The organism is Micromonospora sp. RP3T (assembly GCF_003027925.1).
In the GTDB taxonomy this organism is placed as follows: domain Bacteria; phylum Actinomycetota; class Actinomycetes; order Mycobacteriales; family Micromonosporaceae; genus Micromonospora.
In genome coordinates this window covers 52,353-71,846 of the sequence record NZ_PYPS01000039.1, presented here as the reverse complement: position 1 = coordinate 71,846, position 19,494 = coordinate 52,353, and the positions used below count along the sequence as shown (strand labels likewise).

At 68.2% G+C, this 19,494-nt stretch carries 20 protein-coding genes; 11 read left to right on the top strand and 9 right to left on the bottom strand.

The features are described from left to right. Positions 1-372: 372 nt before the first annotated feature. On the top strand, positions 373-1,698 hold the full coding sequence (locus C8054_RS31810; protein ID WP_146179975.1) for a pentapeptide repeat-containing protein: 1,326 nt from the start codon (positions 373-375) through the stop codon (positions 1,696-1,698). 141 nt (positions 1,699-1,839) lie between these two features. Here C8054_RS31810 and C8054_RS31805 read toward each other — a convergent pair whose 3' ends face one another. Continuing rightward, positions 1,840-2,697 (bottom strand): hypothetical protein, encoded by an 858-nt coding sequence (locus C8054_RS31805; protein ID WP_146179974.1) that lies wholly within the window; start codon positions 2,695-2,697, stop codon positions 1,840-1,842. A 329-nt stretch (positions 2,698-3,026) separates the two neighbouring features. On the opposite strand from C8054_RS31805, the gene C8054_RS26420 reads away from it, so the two are divergent. Next, on the top strand, positions 3,027-3,380 hold the full coding sequence (locus C8054_RS26420; RefSeq protein WP_107161431.1) for a hypothetical protein: 354 nt from the start codon (positions 3,027-3,029) through the stop codon (positions 3,378-3,380). Positions 3,381-4,214: 834 nt separating this feature from the next. Next, complete coding sequence (locus C8054_RS31800) at positions 4,215-4,847, top strand: hypothetical protein (RefSeq protein WP_146179973.1); 633 nt, start codon at positions 4,215-4,217, stop codon at positions 4,845-4,847. A 239-nt stretch (positions 4,848-5,086) separates the two neighbouring features. On the opposite strand, the gene C8054_RS26415 is transcribed toward C8054_RS31800, so the two are convergent. The 3 genes from C8054_RS26415 to C8054_RS26410 all read right to left on the bottom strand — a co-directional run bounded on the left by C8054_RS26415 (position 5,087) and on the right by C8054_RS26410 (position 7,363). After that, a complete protein-coding gene (locus C8054_RS26415; RefSeq protein ID WP_158273892.1) occupies positions 5,087-5,374 on the bottom strand; it encodes an STAS-like domain-containing protein in 288 nt (95 codons plus the stop codon). Next, positions 5,371-6,333, bottom strand: a complete 963-nt coding sequence (locus C8054_RS31795; protein WP_146179972.1) for a hypothetical protein — start codon at positions 6,331-6,333, stop codon at positions 5,371-5,373. The genes C8054_RS26415 and C8054_RS31795 overlap by 4 nt, the downstream gene beginning before the upstream one ends. A gap of 349 nt (positions 6,334-6,682) precedes the next feature. Further along, the gene (locus C8054_RS26410) at positions 6,683-7,363 is read right to left on the bottom strand and encodes a DUF4386 domain-containing protein (protein ID WP_107161427.1); all 681 of its coding nucleotides are present in this window, start codon (positions 7,361-7,363) and stop codon (positions 6,683-6,685) included. Between the two features lie 196 nt (positions 7,364-7,559). Here C8054_RS26410 and C8054_RS26405 point away from each other — a divergent pair, with 196 nt between their 5' ends. The 3 genes from C8054_RS26405 to C8054_RS26395 all read left to right on the top strand — a co-directional run bounded on the left by C8054_RS26405 (position 7,560) and on the right by C8054_RS26395 (position 9,122). Continuing rightward, a complete protein-coding gene (locus C8054_RS26405; protein WP_107161425.1) occupies positions 7,560-8,015 on the top strand; it encodes a helix-turn-helix domain-containing protein in 456 nt (151 codons plus the stop codon). A gap of 10 nt (positions 8,016-8,025) precedes the next feature. Next, positions 8,026-8,445 (top strand): VOC family protein, encoded by a 420-nt coding sequence (locus C8054_RS26400; protein ID WP_107161423.1) that lies wholly within the window; start codon positions 8,026-8,028, stop codon positions 8,443-8,445. 65 nt (positions 8,446-8,510) lie between these two features. Beyond that, positions 8,511-9,122, top strand: coding sequence for a histidine phosphatase family protein (locus tag C8054_RS26395; protein WP_107161421.1), 612 nt, complete (start codon positions 8,511-8,513; stop codon positions 9,120-9,122). Between the two features lie 70 nt (positions 9,123-9,192). On the opposite strand, the gene C8054_RS26390 is transcribed toward C8054_RS26395, so the two are convergent. Further along, complete coding sequence (locus tag C8054_RS26390; RefSeq protein WP_233220186.1) at positions 9,193-9,849, bottom strand: type 1 glutamine amidotransferase domain-containing protein; 657 nt, start codon at positions 9,847-9,849, stop codon at positions 9,193-9,195. Between the two features lie 72 nt (positions 9,850-9,921). Between C8054_RS26390 and C8054_RS26385 the strand changes: the two genes are divergently transcribed. Further along, positions 9,922-10,806 (top strand): LysR family transcriptional regulator, encoded by an 885-nt coding sequence (locus tag C8054_RS26385; RefSeq protein ID WP_107161419.1) that lies wholly within the window; start codon positions 9,922-9,924, stop codon positions 10,804-10,806. Positions 10,807-10,816: 10 nt separating this feature from the next. On the opposite strand, the gene C8054_RS26380 is transcribed toward C8054_RS26385, so the two are convergent. Then, the gene (locus C8054_RS26380; RefSeq protein ID WP_146179971.1) at positions 10,817-11,272 is read right to left on the bottom strand and encodes a hypothetical protein; all 456 of its coding nucleotides are present in this window, start codon (positions 11,270-11,272) and stop codon (positions 10,817-10,819) included. A gap of 169 nt (positions 11,273-11,441) precedes the next feature. Between C8054_RS26380 and C8054_RS26375 the strand changes: the two genes are divergently transcribed. The 4 genes from C8054_RS26375 (at position 11,442) to C8054_RS26360 (ending at position 15,983) form a co-directional block, all read left to right on the top strand. Next, positions 11,442-13,835, top strand: coding sequence for a M4 family metallopeptidase (locus tag C8054_RS26375; protein WP_107161415.1), 2,394 nt, complete (start codon positions 11,442-11,444; stop codon positions 13,833-13,835). Between the two features lie 75 nt (positions 13,836-13,910). Next, entirely contained in the window at positions 13,911-14,669 is a 759-nt protein-coding gene (locus C8054_RS26370) for an enoyl-CoA hydratase/isomerase family protein (RefSeq protein WP_107161413.1), read from the top strand. Positions 14,670-14,729: 60 nt separating this feature from the next. Continuing rightward, positions 14,730-15,308, top strand: coding sequence for a hypothetical protein (locus tag C8054_RS26365; RefSeq protein WP_107161411.1), 579 nt, complete (start codon positions 14,730-14,732; stop codon positions 15,306-15,308). Positions 15,309-15,374: 66 nt separating this feature from the next. Continuing rightward, positions 15,375-15,983, top strand: coding sequence for a hypothetical protein (locus tag C8054_RS26360; protein WP_107161409.1), 609 nt, complete (start codon positions 15,375-15,377; stop codon positions 15,981-15,983). 83 nt (positions 15,984-16,066) lie between these two features. Here C8054_RS26360 and C8054_RS26355 read toward each other — a convergent pair whose 3' ends face one another. From C8054_RS26355 to C8054_RS26345, 3 genes are all read right to left on the bottom strand, one after another. Beyond that, a complete protein-coding gene (locus C8054_RS26355) occupies positions 16,067-16,507 on the bottom strand; it encodes an HNH endonuclease (RefSeq protein ID WP_107161407.1) in 441 nt (146 codons plus the stop codon). A gap of 175 nt (positions 16,508-16,682) precedes the next feature. Then, positions 16,683-17,804, bottom strand: a complete 1,122-nt coding sequence (locus tag C8054_RS26350; protein WP_107161405.1) for a hypothetical protein — start codon at positions 17,802-17,804, stop codon at positions 16,683-16,685. Positions 17,805-17,822: 18 nt separating this feature from the next. After that, entirely contained in the window at positions 17,823-19,364 is a 1,542-nt protein-coding gene (locus C8054_RS26345; protein WP_107161403.1) for an FAD-dependent oxidoreductase, read from the bottom strand. Positions 19,365-19,494: the final 130 nt, after the last annotated feature.

Here is a 19,494-nt window from a genome sequence, read left to right as displayed (position 1 = left end):
GTTGAGGTGGGATGCCATCCCGCCAGCCACCGACCCAGGCAAGCCGAGCAGACCAGGGCCAGGGTGACAAGGTCGTACGTCCGGTAGGGCGCTCCACCTTGTCACCCTGGCCCTGGCCCGCTCCACGGTGTGTGGGTCGGCGGCAGACGGGATGGCATAGCGCGGTTAGGTGGTGCTTGGCACTATGCCTGTAGAAGTCGAGCAGAAAGATCAGCTACGAACGGAGAAGAATTGGCCGCCACGGACCTTTCCGCCAAGTCAACCCTGGCCCAGCGGCTTTGGAAAGCGAGAGTGCGTGCGACGAAGAGCCTTTCAGACCTGAGTAACCCGCGGCTTGGTGGAGGTCTTCACCAAATACTACCCTTCGCCGCCATGGCGGCCATCGTCCTGTTCATTGCATTCTTCCTCTTCCTCTGGGTACTCATCGCGGTACTTTCCGGATTTCATGCACCAAATGATAAAACCCTTCCGGCGGTGCTTACTGCGGCCATCAGTCTAACGGCCCTTACGGGAGCTTCCCTCGGTGCCATATACGCTTTTCGGAAGCAAATCCTAGCCGAACGCGACGGCCTGCGTGCCGACCAGCAGGTCTACTCAGACCGCTATGTCAAGGCTGCGGAATTGATGTCCCATGAACGACCGTCCGCCCGGCTCGCTGGCCTTCACTCGATGGCCATCCTTAGTGATGACTGGATCGAGGGTCGTACGCCGTGCGTTATGGCGATATGCTCATACCTCCGACTGCCGACGCTTGACCTAACTTCCGATTCGCCTGATCTCGGCGAGAGTGAAGTTCGCCGAACGGCATGGAAGGCGGTTCGGAGTCGGCTCCTGGAACCAGGCCATACAGCGTCCTGGCAGTCGGAAGAGCTGGACTTCTCCGGTGGGCACTTCGATAATGTTGATTTAGACAGGATTTCGTTGAACGGTGTGAGGGTTCAATTCCGGAATTGCGTCTTCCGTGGAGGGGAAATTCGACTAAGGGCAGCCAAGTTTCACGATTCAATCTTGGATTTCACCGGATCCAAGTTCAATAACTGCAAGGTTCTTCTGCAGGGAGCTAACTTTACTGGCGATAGTCTTGTCGTTTTCGATGAGTCGGCCATTACTTTCAGTTCGTTTGAGCTGGACAGGATGAACATCGGCGAAGACTCACACTTCCTTTTGAGGCATGCAAAGGTGAGTGACTCTGCTTTAAAGTTTGACTCCGATGGAGAGGATTTCTGGTTTCAGAAGCGATCATCTCTTATTGCTGGGGAGGTGGATCTGTCGGACAGTCACCTAGAGCGCAGTCGTCTCTCTATGCATGAGTATAAGTTGACCAATCGGCTCGTTCTGCATGAAATGGTCACCAGTGATGTCGACATCTCTATTCCATCCGACATTTCAGATGGCTCATATGTGAACCTAGATGTTGTCCCGGAAGGCCCAACCAATATCCGAATTGGTCCTGGAAAGTTCACCGGTAGGGACCTTCGAATTAGGCCGACAGGTGGCGGGCCTGGCATGCTTGACGTCAGCTTTAATACTTTTCATCTGGCTGGCGGAGTAGTCTTGATTCATGCAAGCGAAGCTTGTTGGAAGCGTTTCCGTTTTGATCTTATTCATGACCAGGAGGGGAAGCTGGTGATTGGGGGAGCATTTCCCAACGAGGTAGAATCGGACATTGATCGGTTTGCTCAGGTTAGCGATTACTAAACTGTGGCGGGACTTGGCTTGCCGCCATCCGGTCAGCGGACCCAACCCGCGATCGACGGCCAGGAGCAAGGCGGGTAGGTCATCACTCGTTCCCGACGCTGACGACAGTCCTGATCTTCGCAAGGTTCGCGAGAAAGTGGGCTAGGCTGCTGCTCTATGAAATGGCGTATCATCGGGGCAGGATGGCTGATGATTAATCGCGCCCAAAAATTTGCTAGTCGGCACGTAATACGCTAATGGCTTATAAATCCATGAGACTGGGATGTACGGGTTGCATGCCGCTCGATCCCTAACATCAGTGAGTGGAAGCGTCTTTATGTGCCCCTTGGCGTCAATGAAGGTAACGTGGCCTTCCTTCTGCTCTAAGACATAGATCGTTACCCGAGTTGCATCATTTCCTAGTCGTGCCGCCTCGGCCGGCAGCCAAATATATCCGGCTAATACGGCGCATGCAACCAGTATGATAGGAATATAGATTGCCGCCGTCACTGCAGCGACGGTACGGCTTGGTGATGAAAGATTTGATAACCAGCCCAGCATGCCACCTGTTATTAAGCCGAATCCCGCAAGCGAGACAGGCAATGCGTAGAGGCCGATTGAAATCATGAATATGAATGCTGTAATGAAGAGCGGGAAGTCCTGCGGCTTAGCATCACCTGCTCCTGCCGGAAATGCTGGAAAACCCCAGATGGTGCGCCTGTCTGCGAAGCAGTAAGTCCAAAGGCGGGCGACGCAGATAATGAAAATAATCGTCAGCGCGGGTGTCATCAGCACGGAGAACAGTACTGTTTGAATATCTAGGGATCGAACTAGGTAAAGGAATGCAGCTCGATCGCCATTCGCGACTGCGGAAATCCGGATGCAAGCAATGACGGCCGCAGCGAGCGGCATTAGGGTAAGTAGCTCAACCCAGTGCTGGCGGATAAAAGGTTCAATTGGATAGTGGTCGATTGGTGTCGAATTGTCCGCTGAATCTCTACCTCTCGCCTCTGCATCCATAGTTGCATCATGGTAGATGGTCGCAAACTCAGCGCCTAGCAGCCAGGGCGCCCCCGCCGTTGGCGGCAAGACGGTAAAAGGTGAACGCAGCCGGGCCGCGTTCCCGAACCCGAGGAGTAGAAGGTGGCTGTACAGCCATCTGTACAGCCAAGCGGACCGACGGACTTACTCGGAGGCCGACGGAGGGCGACACGGCGAGCAGGCCATCGGCCCTGGTCGACGTCGACCGACAGCCGGCTTGATCTTTGCAACGCAGGGGTTCGTGAGAGAACGCGCCAGGCGCGAGTCACGGCATCGCCCCATTTCTCGCGGGCTGGCAGACTCCGGCCATGAGTTACGACTTGGCGGTGTGGGAGGGCGCGCAGCCGTCGAACGATGGCGAGGGCGGAGACGTCTATGACCAGCTCTACGACGAGTACATGGAGGGTGAGGATCTCCCCCCGACTCCCGGCATCCGAGCCTACGCCGAGGCGCTGGCTGAGCGCTGGGCCGTCCTAACGGAAGGTGCAACCCTCGGTTGGGGACTACTGCTCGACGATGCTTCCGGGCCCATGATCTACTTGACCATGCCCTACGGGCTGGCCGGCGAACTGTCGGCCGAGGCTGCCCGCCTGGCCGCCGAGCTTGGGTTTGTCTGCTATGACCCACAGACAGCGCACCTATGGCCGGCCCACATCGATTAGACGAAGTCGTCCGCGCTTGCGGCCTGCCCTGCGGGCGGCCTCCGGCCGTCCTCGGGCGTCCGCAGCGCTTCATGCAAAGCGAGTGCAATGATCCTGACTCGCGGAGCCAGTGAGCGGCCGACCCGCCCAGGCTGCGGCCACAAAGGTCACACTGCCGCTGTCGCCTTCCTGAGCCGTATGCGCAACGTTCAAGCGTCTAATCTCGCCAGCAGTTTGTAGGGCCGGCGACCCACAGATGACCGTGTGATCCGACAGATGCCCGACGGTGTGCAGGGTGTCTGTACATCTTCAAGGCGGCCCGCAACGGGCCGCATGCGCCGCCACCAGGGCGCGCGGCTGGCTCGCTCGCTTGGGGCTCGCGGCCAGCCACGCCAAACGCCCGGCGGCTGGCGCGGAAACGGGAAGCCCAAGGGGCGCCGCAGAACGACAGTGCGCTGACCGGTGAGGGGTTGGGCCGGCAGCCGGGCCGGGCCGCGCGGCCACGAGCCCGCGCGGCGTAGGGGAGCGCACGCCGGCCGCGTCGGCGAGATGGCGGGCCGCGGGGTCGCGGTTACTGCGCCTCCGGCGGGGGCGCTCAGGCTCCGAGATGGATGCAACCCGTCGGCGGGCTGCAACCCGTCGGCGGGCTGCGGCCCGTGGGTGGTTGCGGTAGGCCATCCCGCCTGCCATCGACCCGGGCGAGCCGAGCAGACCACCGCCCGACCCCGCCAGCGTCCAACCGTGCGTCAAGGTCGTCTGAACGTGGCGGGCCGGGCGGCGGCCCGCTCCCCATAAGGGCGGGTCGACGGGCAGACGGGATGGTGAGTGTGAACGTGGTTCCACTAATCTGATCCTGTGTGGATTCCATTCGTAGGCGCTGCGGCGGCATTGTGTGGCGTTGTTATTGGCCAATTCCTGGCTCGTTCGAACGAATATCAAAAGTGGTTGAGGACCGAGCAGCATACTGCTTGCGCCCGACTGCTCGAAGCAGGTGAGGCGTATCGAACCAGCAGGGCTATGGAAGTTGTGGTGCATGATGTTGCGCGGGAGCACGCTACGCCTATCACTTACAAATTGGTCAGGGAGGCTGTAGAGGCAGAGTTAGGTGGCACGCTGGAAGATCCCGAATTAGAGGACGTTATTTCACGTGCGGCCACGCTCGTTGGTGCGCATCCAAAGCTAAATTCGTGGGTCCGTCGCGGGATCAATGAGCAGTTAGGTCGGGATGTCAAATCCTATTTTGCTGACACCGCTGTCGCCGTCGAACGCATGCGTTTGGCGATGGAATCGGTCCGGCTCGTGTGTCATGACGAAATCGTTTCTAGCGCAGACCGTTTAGTGACGGCTTCTGTGGCGCTAAAGACGGAGGGTGATTCATGGAAGACTAGCAGCGCGGAATACGATGTTCACCGAGCAGAATTTATCAAGCTTGTTCGCCGGCACTTTATCGTCAAGAAGAATCTCTTCAGGGGTGGGAAGGGAAGATGACGGAACGAAAGCCGCGAGCGGCGCCCGACCGGGCTGGGTGACTAACTGGGTGACAACCGACGTGGCCGCGGCCGGACGGCCACGGATAATGGTGGCCCGTTCCAGCAGTCCGGCCCAGCCACTCGCCCGGCTCATCGACGGCTGGTCATTCCTTCGGGACGAAGGAGTCAACTTGTATCGGCGAGACGGCGGCAGAAAGAGCTTTAGATCCGTAGGGGCATCGGGATGGCGCGGATTGCTCAGAGCTCTTCCTGCGAGTACTCAGCTACGATCTCAATAATCTCTTGAATGCTGGCATTGCAGTTTCGGAAGAAAATACGCTCAAGGATGGTGGCGTCTGAGCGAATAATATTGGACAGCAAGGCATGAATAAATGACTGTGTTGCCAACTCAACGCCAGCAAAGTCGAGCGCAACGCTGCCGCCGTCTGCCAAGGCTCGCTTAAGAACCCCGTCCCGGATCCTAGCTGCCGCATCCTTGTCCCCACCAAAGGATCCAGCGTACCGAGAGATTGTAATCTTCTTCACGAGAACCTCGGCTTGAATCGGGCCGCCTTTTGCTTCTTTACGTCGATATGGTAGACCTGGCCAATCCGTCGAAGTAATTCGACGAAGCCTACGGGGCTGTCTATTTGAAGGTCGATGCCGACGGCGGTGCCTCGGTAGCTCGCATTCGGGATGCTAAACCACGTAACACGATCGTCAGCAATGTTCGCGTTGATTTGTGGATTCCTCTGAGTTAGCAGCTTCATCATGGAATCGCCGGATACGACGACCATATGGTGTCGGGACAGCGTAGCCATGGACTTCAGGAAGAACAGGCCGGCCCCTCCGTTCGTCTCATTGCCTCCGAAGCGCGGCGACGCGCCAGTTATGCCAGGCCGTAAGGCGAGTGATATGGCTTCCCTGTCTGAGTCGGCACGATGGCTTCGACTGATGCTTCTTTTGATCCCGATTCCCGCGTCTGCTACGCCAAGGAGAAGTCTTCGATTCATCTGTGAAACCTGAGCCGCCACAAAAGCGCCCGTGCTGCTGCCTGAGTGTTCGAGAACATTGCGGATCAACTCGAAGAGAACGTACTTCACGGCATCCGCATCCCGTGGCTCCATATGAAGAAGCGGCACGAAATCCTTGATGAAATCGTTTAATTCCCCGTTGGTTAGAATATTTCTTACCGGGATGAAGCGGCCTGCTGCCTCATGCTCTCTCACCGAGATGTCTACCTCGGCATTGATGTGGGAGAAAACGTTCATTCGACGGAGGTAGCGTGTGCTCGAGTTGACGGTCAGGTTCTCAACCTGAGTTGACTGGCCGGCAGAGTCGGCTGCCGCGCCAGTTGCCGCAATCATGGCTAATACCACCGGATGTAACGAGAAGAGGCCCTCACGTAGAACAAGCGTGAACCCCTCTTTACCGTCATCTTCCAGAAGCCGAAGAAATCGCTCCAGGTCGGCTAGATAAGCTCGCCCCGGCAGGGAGATCCGCAAGTCAGCTCCTCCTCCGTCATGCCCGTCCTCGACCGCACGTCGCGGGGTCAGCGTAGCGAATAGCTTCATGGCCGCCGCGCTGCAAGTCGTGTCGATGTCTTAGGACTGGACGATGCTGCCGGCACACCGGCGGAGGGGCTGTCGACAGCAACGCTGACAGCAACCACACCGGACGGCAGCGCGCTGACGAGCACCAGCACGGACGAAGCTCCGAGCGCACAGCCGTTGCCGCACGTGTGTGGACGCCATACACAGAGCTTGTAAGCGAGATGTCGCCGGTTCGATCCCGGCCGGGGGCTCCAATTCCACAAGGCATCCCCCGGCCCCAGCCGTCGCGTGCCCGCGACGGTCAGCCGGCGGCGGCCCGGGCGCCGGTGGCGAGCGGCGCGGGCCGGAAGCCTTTGACGATCAGATAGACGCCCAGCGAGAACTCCCACACCGCGATCGGGAGGGCCGCGACCGCGGTCACCGGCGACAGCCGGTCCCAGAGGTCGAAGAGCACGCCGAGATCGGCGGCGACGAGCAGGGGCGCCCCGGCGAGCCCGAGCAGCGGCAGAACGCGGGGGACGAGGCGGGACTGGTACAGCAGGGAACCCAGCAGCAGCGCGTTCACGGCCGGGATGAGGCTCTGGCTGAGCAGGAACATCGAGTCGTAGAGAGCGACCAGCGCCTGGCCGGTGACCAGCGCGTCCGCGCCGGCGCCGGCCCGCCGCAGGGCCACGACCGTCAGCAGGCTGGCGACGCCGACGAAGATGCCGCCGGCTTCGAGGACCCGGGCCGCGACGAAGCCCAACGCCCGTGCCTCGCCCTGTCGCCGGAGCACGGGGAACAGCGCGACGGCTGTGCCGATGCAGGCGAGCGCGACGATCACCTCGAGGACGCCGCCGGCCACGACCGGGGTCTCCGACGTGCTGCCGACGAGGTAGTCCGCCTCGCGTACCGGGGCGTACAGGGTGAGGGTCGGGATCGAGGCGAAGGTGAGCACGTAGCACCCGCCCGCGACGAGCGAGGTCTTCCGCAGTGCGTCCACGGCGGCTCCTTCCAGCGCGATCGGTCAATCGATGGATGCCACGCTCTCACCCTGCTGCGGTTCGGCGCGTCAGCGGATCGGCCGCTCGGGCAGTCCTCGCCGCGTCATCGGGTGGAACGATGAGTGGTGTTAACAGGGGGCCCCTCCTCTGCAGAATGCGTTAACAGGGGGCCCTTCCTTGCGTGGTGGAGGTGGGATGAGTCGGGCGGTGGAGGAGTCGAACCGGGCGATGCTGCGCGCCCGGGACGCGATGGATCGGGCGTACGCGCAGCCGCTGGACATTCCCGCCTTGGCCCGGATCGCGTACGTCTCCGAGGCGCACTTCATCCGCACGTTCCGGGCCACGTTCGGCGAGACGCCGCACCGCTACCTGCAACGCCGCCGGATCGAGCGGGCCATGTACCTGCTGGTACGCACCGCGGAACCGGTCACCGAGATCTGCCACCTGGTCGGGTTCGGCAGCCTCGGCACGTTCAGCCGGACGTTCCACGACATCGTCGGCGAGTCCCCGTCGGCCTACCGGCGTCGCAAGGCCGCCCCGGCCGACGTGCCGAGCTGCTTCACCAGGGCATGGATGCGCCCGAGCGCCGCCGCGGGTCGCGACGCGAAACGTGCAGTTTTGGATAAGCAGCAGGTCGGGGGCCTGCTCTAGCGTCCTCGGCATGACGATGACTTCGATCTCCCGCTCCCAGATCTACGTGCTCGACCAGGACGAGGCCCTCGACTTCTATGTCGGCAAGCTGGGCATGGAGGTGAGCACCGACCAGGATCTCGGCTTCATGCGGTGGCTCACGGTCAACGTGCCGGGCGACCCCGGCCGGGAGATCCTGTTGGAGAAGCCCGGCCCGCCGGCGCTGGACCCGAAGACCGCGGAGCAGGTCCGGGAGTTGCTCACCAAGGGCGCCACCGGCGGTTTCCTGTTCCTCACCACCGACGACGCGCACCAGACGTACGCGGACCTGGTGGCCAAGGGCGTGGAGGTCACCGACGAGCCGACCGACCGGCCGTACGGGATCGACTTCGGCATCCGCGACCCGTTCGGCAACCGGATCCGGGTCGGCCAGATGCATCCGCGCGGGTGATCGCGGGCTGCGGGGATCGCGACCGGCCGGTTAGGGTCGGCATCCCGATCTTGACGAGGTGACCGATGGCGAGCCGCCTGCTGCTCCTGGCCCGACACGGCGAGCAGGACGCTCCCGAGCAGGAGGCGGACACCGGCCTGTCGGCGCGGGGCCGCCGGCAGGCCACGCTGCTCGGGCAACGCCTGCGCGGCGTGCGCCTCGACGCGGTGCACCACGGGCCGCTGGCCCGGGCCGCGGAGACCGCCGCGCTGGTCGCGGCGGAGCTGCCGGGTGTTCCGGTACGCCTCGACGACCGGGCCGGTGACCACATGCCGCACGACACCGACCCGGCCGGCCTGCCGGAGCGGCACGCGGCGTTCCTCGCCCAGTTCTCCGAGCGGGACCGGCGGAACGGGCCGCGCGTGACGGCGGGGGCGGTGGCCCGGTTCGCCACCGCCCCCGCCTCCGGCGACGTCCGTGAGCTGGTGGTGACCCACAACTTCCTGGTCGCCTGGCTGGTGCGGCACGCCCTGGAGGCGCCGGAACGCCGGTGGATCGGGCTCAACCACGCCAACTGCGCGTTGACCGTGATCCGCTACAGCTCGGCCGGCCCGCCGACGGTGGTCGCACTGAACGACGCCGCCCACCTGCCGCCCGAGCTGCGCGCCACCGGCCTGCCCGAGGACTACCGGTTCTGACGTCCGAACCATGCCGGTCGCCTCGGAGACGGTCTCGCCTGGCGACATCAGGAAGGGCGTCCGCCGGCGCTCAGCCGCGCAGCTTCACCACGGCCTCGGCCAGGGCGCGGGCGGACTGCGGGTTCTGGCCGGTGACCAGGCGACCGTCGACCACCACGTGCTCGGTGAAGTTCGGCGCCGGCACGTGCTGCGCGCCGGCCTCGGCGAGCTTGTCGGCGAGCAGGAACGGCACCTCGTCGGTGAGGCCGACGGCGGCCTCCTCGTCGTTGGTGAAGCCGGCCACCCGCTTGCCGGCGACCAGCCGCGAGCCGTCGGAGAGGGTGAGGTTCACCAGCGCGGAAGGGCCGTGACAGACGGCGGCGACCACGCCGCCGCGCTCGTAGACCGAGCGGGCGATTTGGGCCAGGTCCGGGTCGTCGGGGAAGTCCCACATCGTGCCATGGCCGCCGGCGAAGACGATCACGTCGTAACCGGACGGGTCGACGTCCGCCGCCTTCGGGGTGTCCGTCACGCCGGCGGTGGCGAGGAAGTCGTTCTGGGTCCTGTCGTCGCTGTCCCGGCCGTCGGTCGGCGGCTCGCCGCCGGCCACCGACACCAGGTCGACGTCGTACCCGGCGGCCCGGAAGACCTCCCACGGTTCGGCGGCCTCGCCCACGTAGTAGCCGGTCTTGCGGCCCGTGGTGCCGAGGTCGGAATGGCTGGTCAGCGCGATGAGTGCACGAGTCATGCCCACCATGCTGACGCGCCGAGCCATAGCTGACCAATAGGCGAGAGTCACGTCGGCGATAGGTTTGCTGATGTGAAGGTGTCGCTGGACCTGCTCCGCAGCTTCCTCGCCGTGCACCGGGCCGGGTCGGTCACCGGCGCGGCCGAACTGCTCGGTGTGGCGCAGCCCACGGTGACCGCGCAGCTCCGGGCGCTGGAGGAGGCGGTCGGGCGACCGCTGTTCGACCGGCTGCCCCGGGGCGTCACCCCGACCGCCGCCGGGGACGAGCTGGCCCGCCGGGTGGCCGAGCCACTGGACCGGCTCGCCGCTGTGCTGACCGGGGAGCCGGACGCGGCGTACGCCCGGACGGTCTTCCTCGGTGGGCCGGCCGAGCTGCTCGGCGAGCGGGTGCTGCCGGCGCTGGCCGGCCTGGTGGCCGACGGCCTGGAGCTGCGGGTGGTCGCCGGGATGCCGGAGCGGCTGGTGGACGACCTGGTCGCCGGCCGGCTCGACCTGGCGGTGACGAGCGTGCGGCCACGCCGGCGCGGCGTGGTCGTCGAGCCGCTCTACGACGAGGAGTTCGTGCTGGTGGCGGCGCCGGTCTGGGCGGATCGGCTGGCCGGCCCGGTGACCCCGGCGGCGCTGCGCGACGTGCCGCTTGTCGCCTACGGCGAGGAGGCGCCGATCCTGCGCCGTTACTGGCGCACCGTCTTCGACACCCGGCTCACCCGCACCCCCAGCCTGGTCGTGGCCGACCTGCGGGCGGTCCGGTCGGCAGTGGTGGCGGGCGCCGGGGCGAGCGTGCTGCCGGCGTACCTCTGCCGGAGTGAGCTGGCCTCGGGCGCGGTGCGGGCGCTGCTCGCGCCGCCGGTGCCGCCACTCAACACGCTCTTCCTCGCGGCCCGGCCGGCGGTGGCCGGGCGGCGCGAGACGGAGGCCGTGCGGCGGACGTTGCACGCGGCGGCGGCCGGCTGGTGACCGGTCCGGCTCAGCCGGTGGCGCGGGTGAGCAGGCCGACCACCTCGGCGGTCGCGGCCGGCGGGGTCGCCTGCGGCGGACAGTCCACGTAGGAGCTGGTGGTCGGACCGATGGTGAGCCGGTAGGTGAACGCGTCGGCGCACATGGTCGCCGGCACGGTGACGGCAGCCTCGGCGGTCAGCCGGGGGTCGACGGTGAGCTGCCGCAGCCGGTCGAGGTCGACGTCGGTGAGCCGGCCGTCGCGGGTGGCACCGGCCCGGTCGGTCTTCGTCCAGTGACCGTCCGGGCGCACGGTGATGGTGTCGGTCAGCCCGGCGATGCCGCCGGAACGCACCAGCACCACCTCGACGCCGGGCAGTCCGGTGGTGGCCGGTCCGACCGGGGCCGGCGTGTCGGCCCGGGCGCAGCCGGCGAGCGGGGTGAGGACGGCGGCGAGGGCGATCGCCGCGGCGGGGGCTGCTCTCATGCCGATCGGACGCACGACGGGGCCACCCGGTTCCGGACCACCGCGCCCCCCTCATCCGTTCGGTCAGTGTCTGAGGCGGGAAACCGTCGCCCTCTTTCACGTCCTTCGATGTCTCAGCTATATCTACATCAGTGACTACCCCCGTCACAACTTCCTTTCAGGAGGGCATGTGAAAAGAACCGTCGCCGCCGTCAGCGCAGCGCTGCTCACCAGCGGCGTGCTGGCCTGCGTCACCAGCACGGCGCAAGCGGCAGCGCCCAGCGCCCCCAGCCCCGAGCGTGCCGCCGCGGCACGCGCCGACAGCCTGCTGCGCGCCAACCCCGGCGCCGTGCAGGGTGCCGGCGGGGAGGCGTACCAGGCCGTCCGCACCAAGGTCGACCCCTCCGGGGCGGCACACACCCGCTACACCCGGACCTACCAGGGCCTGCGGGTCTACGGCGGCGACTTCGTCGTGCACACCGCCCCGAACGGCACCATGAGCGGCACCTCGGTCGGCCTGTCCGCCCCGCTGACGCTCGGCACCAGCGCCAAGGTCGGCGCGGACGCCGCCAAGGCCAGCGCGCGCAAGGCGTTCTCCGGCAGCCTCACCTCCGTCGGCGCGCCCGAGCTGTTCGTGGACGCCAGCAGCGGCAAGGGCCGGCTGGCCTGGGAGACGGTCGCCTCCGGCTGGAAGGCGGACAAGCAGACGCCGTCGAAGCTGCACGTCATCACGGACGCGACCACCGGCAAGCTGATCGGCTCGTACGACGAGATCGAGTCGGTGGTCGGCAGCGGTCAGGGCATCTACACCGGCACGGTCAGCATCGACACCACGCTCTCCGGCAGCACCTACTCGATGATCGACCCGTCGCACGGCAACGGCCGTACCTGCGACATGAACAACGGCACCTCGACCTGCACCACGTTCACCGACGCCGACAACGCGTGGGGTAACGGCGCCAACTCCAACCGGCAGTCGGCCGCCGTGGACGCCCACTTCGGCGCCGCGAAGACGTTCGACTACTTCCTGAACGTGCACGGCCGCAACGGCATCTTCGGCAACGGCCAGGGCGTGCCGAGCCGGGTGCACTACGGCAACAACTACGTCAACGCGTTCTGGGACGGGTCCCAGATGACCTACGGCGACGGGTCGAGCAACTCCCGCCCGCTGGTCTCGCTGGACGTGGCCGGCCACGAGATGAGCCACGGCGTCACCGAGGCGCTGTCCGGCCTGGTCTACTCCGGTGAGTCCGGCGGCCTCAACGAGGCCACCAGCGACATCTTCGGCAACATGATGGAGTTCTACGCCGCCGCGCCCAGCGACCCGGGTGACTACCAGGTCGGCGAGAAGATCAACATCAACGGCAACGGCACGCCGCTGCGCTACATGTACAACCCGTCGCTGGACGGCTCGTCCGACTCCTGCTGGTCCACCAGCACGAAGAACAAGGACGTGCACTACTCCTCCGGCGTCGGCAACCACTTCTACTTCAACCTGGCCGAGGGCACCGGCGCCACCGCGTACGGCACCTCGCCGGTCTGCGGCTCGGCCCCGGCGGTGACCGGCATCGGTCGCGCCAAGGCGGAGAAGATCTGGTACCGGGCGCTCGACGTGTACTTCACCTCGAACACCTCTTACGTGAACACCACCACCCCGTCGAACACGGCCCGCGCGTACAGCCTGCGGGCAGCGACCGACCTGTACGGCAACTGCTCCACCGAGTACAAGGCCGTCCAGGCGGCGTGGACCGCGGTGAACGTGGCCGGCAGCGACGCGCCGTGCAGCTCCACCGGGAACGACTTCTCCGTGTCGCTCTCCCCGACCGCCGGCTCGGTCACCCAGGGCGGTTCCGCCACGGCCACCGTCGCCACCGCCACCACCAGCGGGACCGCGCAGACCGTCACGCTCTCCGCGTCCGGCCTGCCGACCGGCGCCACCGCGTCGTTCAGCCCCGCCTCGGTGACCTCGGGCGGCTCGTCCACGCTCACCATCGCCACCAGCGCGAGCACGCCGACCGGCACCTACTCGGTGACGGTCACCGGCAACGCGACGTCGGGTGCGAAGTCCGCCACGTACTCGCTGACCGTCACCGGCACCGGCGGCGGCTGCACCGGCGCCGGCCAGAAGCTCGGCAACGCGGGCTTCGAGACCGGCACCAGCCCGTGGACCGGCACCACCGGCGCGATCGGCGCCTACACCGGCCAGTCGGCGCACGGCGGCACCCGGTTCGCCTGGCTGAACGGCTACGGCTACAGCAGCAACGAGAACATCGCCCAGTCGGTGAGCCTGCCGTCGGGCTGCTCGACCTACAACTTCAGCTTCTGGCTGCACATCGACTCGGCCGAGTCCACCACCAGCGTGCAGTACGACAAGCTGAACGTGCAGGTGCTCAACTCGTCCGGCACCGTGCTGGCGACGCTGGCGACCTACTCGAACCTGAACAAGGCCACCGGCTACACCCAGCGGTCGTTCTCCCTGGCCGCGTACGCCGGGCAGACCGTGACGCTGAAGTTCACCGGCACCGAGGACGCGTCCCTCCAGACGTCGTTCGTCATCGACGACACCGCTGTCGACGTCTCCTGACCTGACCGCCCGACCAGGGGCCCGGCGGCCACCCCACGCGGGTGGTCGCCGGGCTCCGCCCGTTACGGTCGCACCATGTCCGACGCGGAGTTGACCGTCACGGTGGACGGCCCGGTGGCGACCGTGGTGATCCGGAACCCGGCCCGGCGCAACGCCATGACCCCCGCCATGTGGCGGCAGCTCCCGGTGCTGCTCGACGGCCTGGAGGCGGACCCGGCGGTCCGGGTGCTGGTGCTCACCGGCGCGGCCGGCACGTTCTGCGCCGGCGCCGACCTCGGCGACCTGGACGAGCTGCTGGCCGCCGGCGACCACAGCATCGCGGTGGCCGCCGAGGAACGGCTCGCCGCGTTCGGCCGCCCCACCGTCGCCGCGATCGAGGGCGCCTGCGTCGGCGGCGGCTGCCAGCTCGCCGTCGCCTGCGACCTGCGGCTGGCCGCGGCGGACGCCCGATTCGGCGTACCGCCGGCGCGGCTCGGCCTGGTCTATCCCACGCCGACCACCCGCCGGCTGGCCGGCCTGGTCGGGCCGTCCGCCGCCAAGCACCTGCTGTTCACCGGCGACCTCGTCGACGCCGAGCGGGCGCTTCGGATCGGCCTGGTCGACGAGGTGCTGCCGGCCGCCGCGCTCGCCGACCGGGTGGCGGCGCTGACCGCCACCGTGGCCGGGCGCTCCCGGCTCACCGTGACCGCCGCCAAGGAGATCATCGACGGGCGCGCCGACGCTGACCGGATCGCCTGGTGGCACGCGCAGGTGCGGGACAGCGGCGAGGCCCGCGAGGGGGTGGCGGCGGCCAACGAACGCCGGCCGCCGCGCTTCGGCTGGGCCCCTCGCTGACCGCCGTTTGACCGGCCGCCCTTTTCGGGTACGTCCCGAGCCGTCGAACGGGGGGCCACGATGGACGGTGCGGAGCGGCGGGAGATCCGGCGCGGACGCCGGCGGTTCTTCTGGAGCATGCTCGGCGTGCCGCTGCTGGGCGGTGTGCTCGGCGTGCTGATCGCCCGGCAGGTGAACGACGGCAACCTGCCGTCCTGGCCGCAGGGACGGACGCCGGAGTGGGCGGCGACCGCCGGGTTCGTGGTCACCGCCCTCGGCCTGCTGGTCGAGGTCGGCGCGCTGGTGTGGGCCGCCCGGCGAGGGCGGCTCCGGTCCCGCCGGCAGTCCCCGCTGTGGGCGATGGGCATGCGGGAGCGGTCCCGGCTGGTCAAGCAGGTGCGGCGCGGCGACGTCGACGCCGACCCGTCGACGCTCACCATGGTCGCCCGCCAGATGGTGGACGGTGGCTGGTGGGCGACGCTCGCGGTCGGGCTCGTGGTGGTCAACCTCGGGCAGGCGTTGGCCCGGTTCGCCTCGCCCGTGGCGCTGGTCGTCTTCGGCCTGGTGGCGGCGCTGTTCGCGTTGGCCGGCTGGCAGGTCCACCGGGACGCCCGCCGCGCGGCGACGTACCTGCGTCACCACCCGGCCGACCTGCACTAGATCTTGGAATATTTCGGCCCCTCCGAGGGCCGTTTCCTTCCAAGATCTCTCACTTTGGGGGATCAGATGGACGATGCGGGGCAAGGTCGGGAGATCCGGCGGGGGCACCGACGGGTTCGGCTGCTGGTCGTCGGCGTGATCGTGGCCTTCGCGCTGGTGTCGTTCTTGGTGGGGCTGCTGGCGGAGGGCTTTGCGGCGAGCTGGCTGGAGCGCGGGGATCCGCCGGGCTGGCTGGAGGTGACCGGCGGGATCCTGGCGGTGCTGGGTTTGGTGATCGAGGTCGTCGCGCTGATCCGGATGTTCCGCAGCGGCAGCTATCGGGCCGACCGGAAGTCTCCGCTGTGGGCGGTGAGCCGGCGTCGCCGCCATGAGCTGAGCCGGGCGGTTCGTCGCAACGTCGTGGACTCCCCGGAGGATCTGCCCTGGCTGCGCACGACCGCGGCGCAGATGGTCCGCCAGCGGCGGTTCGTCCCGTTGTTCGGTGGCCTGCTGACGATGAACCTCGGCCAGGCCCTGCTCAGTCTCGCCCCGATCTGGCTGGCCCTGATCGGCATCACCGGCGTCATGTTCGGTATCGGCTGCTGGTGGATTCTCCGCGACGCGCGCCGGGCCGAGGCATTCCTGCGGGCGCATCCCGTCGACCCCACGACGGAACGCGAGGGTTTGCCGCGCTGAGCGGCTCCGGGGCGGACGGGGCCGGCGGGCGCCGCGCCGGAGGCGTACCCCCGGCGCCGCCCCCTGTGCCCGCCGGCCGTCCGTCACCGCGCCAGCGCGACCCAGCTCGGCGTCACCGGCTCCTGCCGCAGCGGCATGCCCGCCTCGGCCGGGGTCCGGTCACCCTTGCGCTGGTTGCACGCGTAGCAGGCGGCGGTGGTGTTCCCCCAGGTGTTCCGGCCGCCGCGGGAGCGGGGCACGATGTGGTCGACCGTGCTGGCCGGGCGGTCGCAGTAGGCGCACCGTCGGCCGTCGCGGGCCAGCACCCCGGCCCGGGACCAGGCCGGGCCGGCGCTGAACCGCCAGCGCGTCACCACGTACCGGACGAGGCGGACCACCCGGGGCATCGGGAAGACGCCGATGAGCCGGTCCGGCTCGGACTCGTGGATCTCCGCGACCCGGCGGCAGAGCATCCGGATCGCGTGCTGGACGGTGACCCGGTGCAGCGGGCCGAGGTCGGCGTTGATGACGAGGACGGCGTCCACCGGGGCTCTCCCTTCACGATCGGTCGGTGGTGCGGCGACGACGTGGGCGCGCGACGTGCGCGTCAGTCGGGCCTTCCGGACCATGGGCAGCCGTCGTCGAGCGGCCACGACGTCGTCGTGGTGGCGGGTCGCAGCGACATGGACGGCTCCCGGAGCGGTGGTTGACCTTGCGCGTTCACGGTAGGTCCACGCCGGAGACCCGGGCAACGTATTTCGATCTCCCGTCGGAGGGCGGTCGCTGCCGGCCGGCCCGGCCGGCCCGGCGGGCGGCGGTGAGCGGGCGGTCGATCCGGGCGCTCATCTGCGCCACCAGTTCGCTCTCCAGCAGCGGCCGGTTCACCTCGGCGGCCACCGACAGCGTCGGGGTGGAGATCGACCGCCAGATCGCGGTGAGCCCGGCCCCGAGTCCGACGAGCGCCACCGCCGCCCGGGTGGTGGGGGAGCCGACCGCCGCCGCGGCGCTGACCCCGACCACCGCCAGCAGCACCACCAGCAGCGGTGCCAGCACCGGCCAGAAGACGCCCCGGGCCGCCTGCACCACCAGCTTCCGGTCCCGGATGATCACGTTCCGGGCCACCACCGCCCAGTTCTCCTCGTCCAGCAGGTCCCGCGGATGCAGGCCGCCGGTCAGCACGTCCTGCCACAGGTCGCCCTGGTTGCGCAGCTCGCGGGCCAGCTCGGCGAGCCCGGCCTCGGTCGGGTCGCCGACCGAGGCGCGACCGACGGCGGTGGTCCAGGCGGCCAGCGAGCGGCGCACCACCGCCGCCGAGTACGGCGGCAGCACGCTGGCCAGCTCGTCCAGCCACCGGCTGAGCTGGAACTGCCGCCCGCCGAACCGCCGGACCAGCTCGGTGCCGTCACCGCGCCGGACCGTGTCGGCGAGCGAACGGCCGAGCCGGTACGCCACGCCGACCCGGTGGTCGGTGGCCATCGTCCAGCGCAGCACGTCGACGTTCAGCTCGTCGAGCGCGAACAGCAGCGGCGCGCGGTCCGCTCCGGTGGCGCGGCGGACGGCGGCGGTTGACGGCAGCGCGCGGCCGGCCGCCAGGGTGAGCGGGGCGATCCGGGTCAGCGCCACGTCCACACCGTCGAGGTACATGCCGAGCCGGTGCCGCCCCGACATCTCGGTCAGGTTGGACAGCTTCGCGGGGGCGGTCGCCGGCTGGTCCACGCCCTCGGCCAGGTCGGCGGTCCGCGCGTGGTGGTAGACGTCCGCCATGGACCAGCCGAGCCGCAGCGCGGTGACCACTGCCGATCGCTCGTCCCGTCGCTCCTCCGTCCGCGTCGCGGTGTCCACCGCCCGACCTTATGCGTTTTATGACCGCTTATCGGTGGTTCGCGCCAGCAGGCCGCGCGGACGGATCGAGCGGACCGGCTCGGCCGCCGCGCCCTCCGCCCGCAGGATGTGGTTCGCCGCGATGATCCCGGTGGCCGCCGAACGCTCCATCAACGCGCTCGGGAACTCGGTCCGGATCCCGTCCCCGGCCAGATAGAGCCCCTCGGCGTCGGTGCGTACCCCCGGCCGGCCGGCGTGGCTGCCCGGGGTGAACGCCGGGGCCTGCGCCTCGACCCGGGCGCGCAGCTCACGCACCCGCAGGTCGGCCACCTCCGGCCAGAGCGCGGTCAGCTCCCGCAGCATGCGGGTGGCCAACTCGTCGGCGGGCACGTCCGGCTCGCAGGCGTACGCGTGCAACTCCACCACCGAACCGCCGGTGCGCTCCGCCCAGCGGCGCGGCTCGGCCTCCAGCCGGTGGTACAGCGTCACCGAGTCCAGCGTGGGCTGGCGGGAGACGCCGCTGAACACCGCCCGGTCCCGGCTGACGTCCCCGTTCATCCAGTAGCGCGCCACCGCGTACGGCGGGCCGGGCCGGCCGAACGCGGGCATCCGCGCCACCAGCTCGGGCGCGGTCGCGACCAGGCCGGGGGAGGCGTCGACCAGCGCGGCCAGCGCCGGCGGGTCGACGGCGAGCACGACGTGCCCGGCCTCCCAGCCGTCGCCGTCGGCGCCGGTCACCCGCCAGCCCTCCGGCGTACGGTCCAGCCGGGCCGCCGGCGTGCCGGTCAGCACCCGACCGCCGTGCTTCTCCACGTACCGGGTCAGCGGCTCCCAGATCGCCGTCGCGTAGTCCTCGTCCGGGCAGTCGAAGGCGAGCCCTTCCGGGTTGCCGAGCAGATAGAAGTGGAACTGGGCGATCATCTCGGCGGCCGACATCTCCGCCTCGTGGTTGAAGAACGAGTGCGAGAAGACCTCGAACAGCATGGCGCGGGCGCGGTCCGGCAGCCGCAGCGAGGTGAGCAGCTCGTCCGCGGTCCGCTCGTCGAACTCCGCGTAGGTGCGCACCGGGTCGTAGGTGAGCAGCGGCAACGCGGCGTCCCGGTCCATCGCGCGCAGGTCCGTCAGGCGCAGGCTCGGGCTGCGCAGCAGCAGCGCCAGCAGGTTGGCCGGCGGGGCCGGCGGCAACTTGCCGAACTCCTCGGTCGGCCACTGCGCGGACAGGATCGGATAGCCCGGGATCGGCTTGAGGAAACCCAGCGTCGGGTCCACGCGGCGCAGGATCGAGCGCCAGTTCCAGTACTGCCGGAAGAACGCGTGGAACCCGTGCTCGTTCTGCTGCGGGCCGTCCGCCAGCGCCTCCGGCCACGCGCCGAGCCGGCCGCCGAGGTGCGGCGCGGCCTCCAGCACGGTCACCGACACGCCGCGCTCGGCCAGCACCACCGCCGCCGACATCCCGGCGATGCCACCACCCACCACCAGCGCCGACGCCGGGCGCGGCACGCGCGGCGCGCCACCACCGCCCGGGTCCACCACGTGCTCACGTACGCCGATGAGTCGACCAACCTTCTGCGACAGCCCCACGCCCCACCCTCCGCTCAACAGTGCTCCCATCCTGCCCGAGGGATAAGGCGGGGGCCCCGTTTAACGCATTCGGATGTGGCGGGGCCCCCGCTTAACACGGCGGGGCCCGTGCGCAGGCCGCGATGTTAAG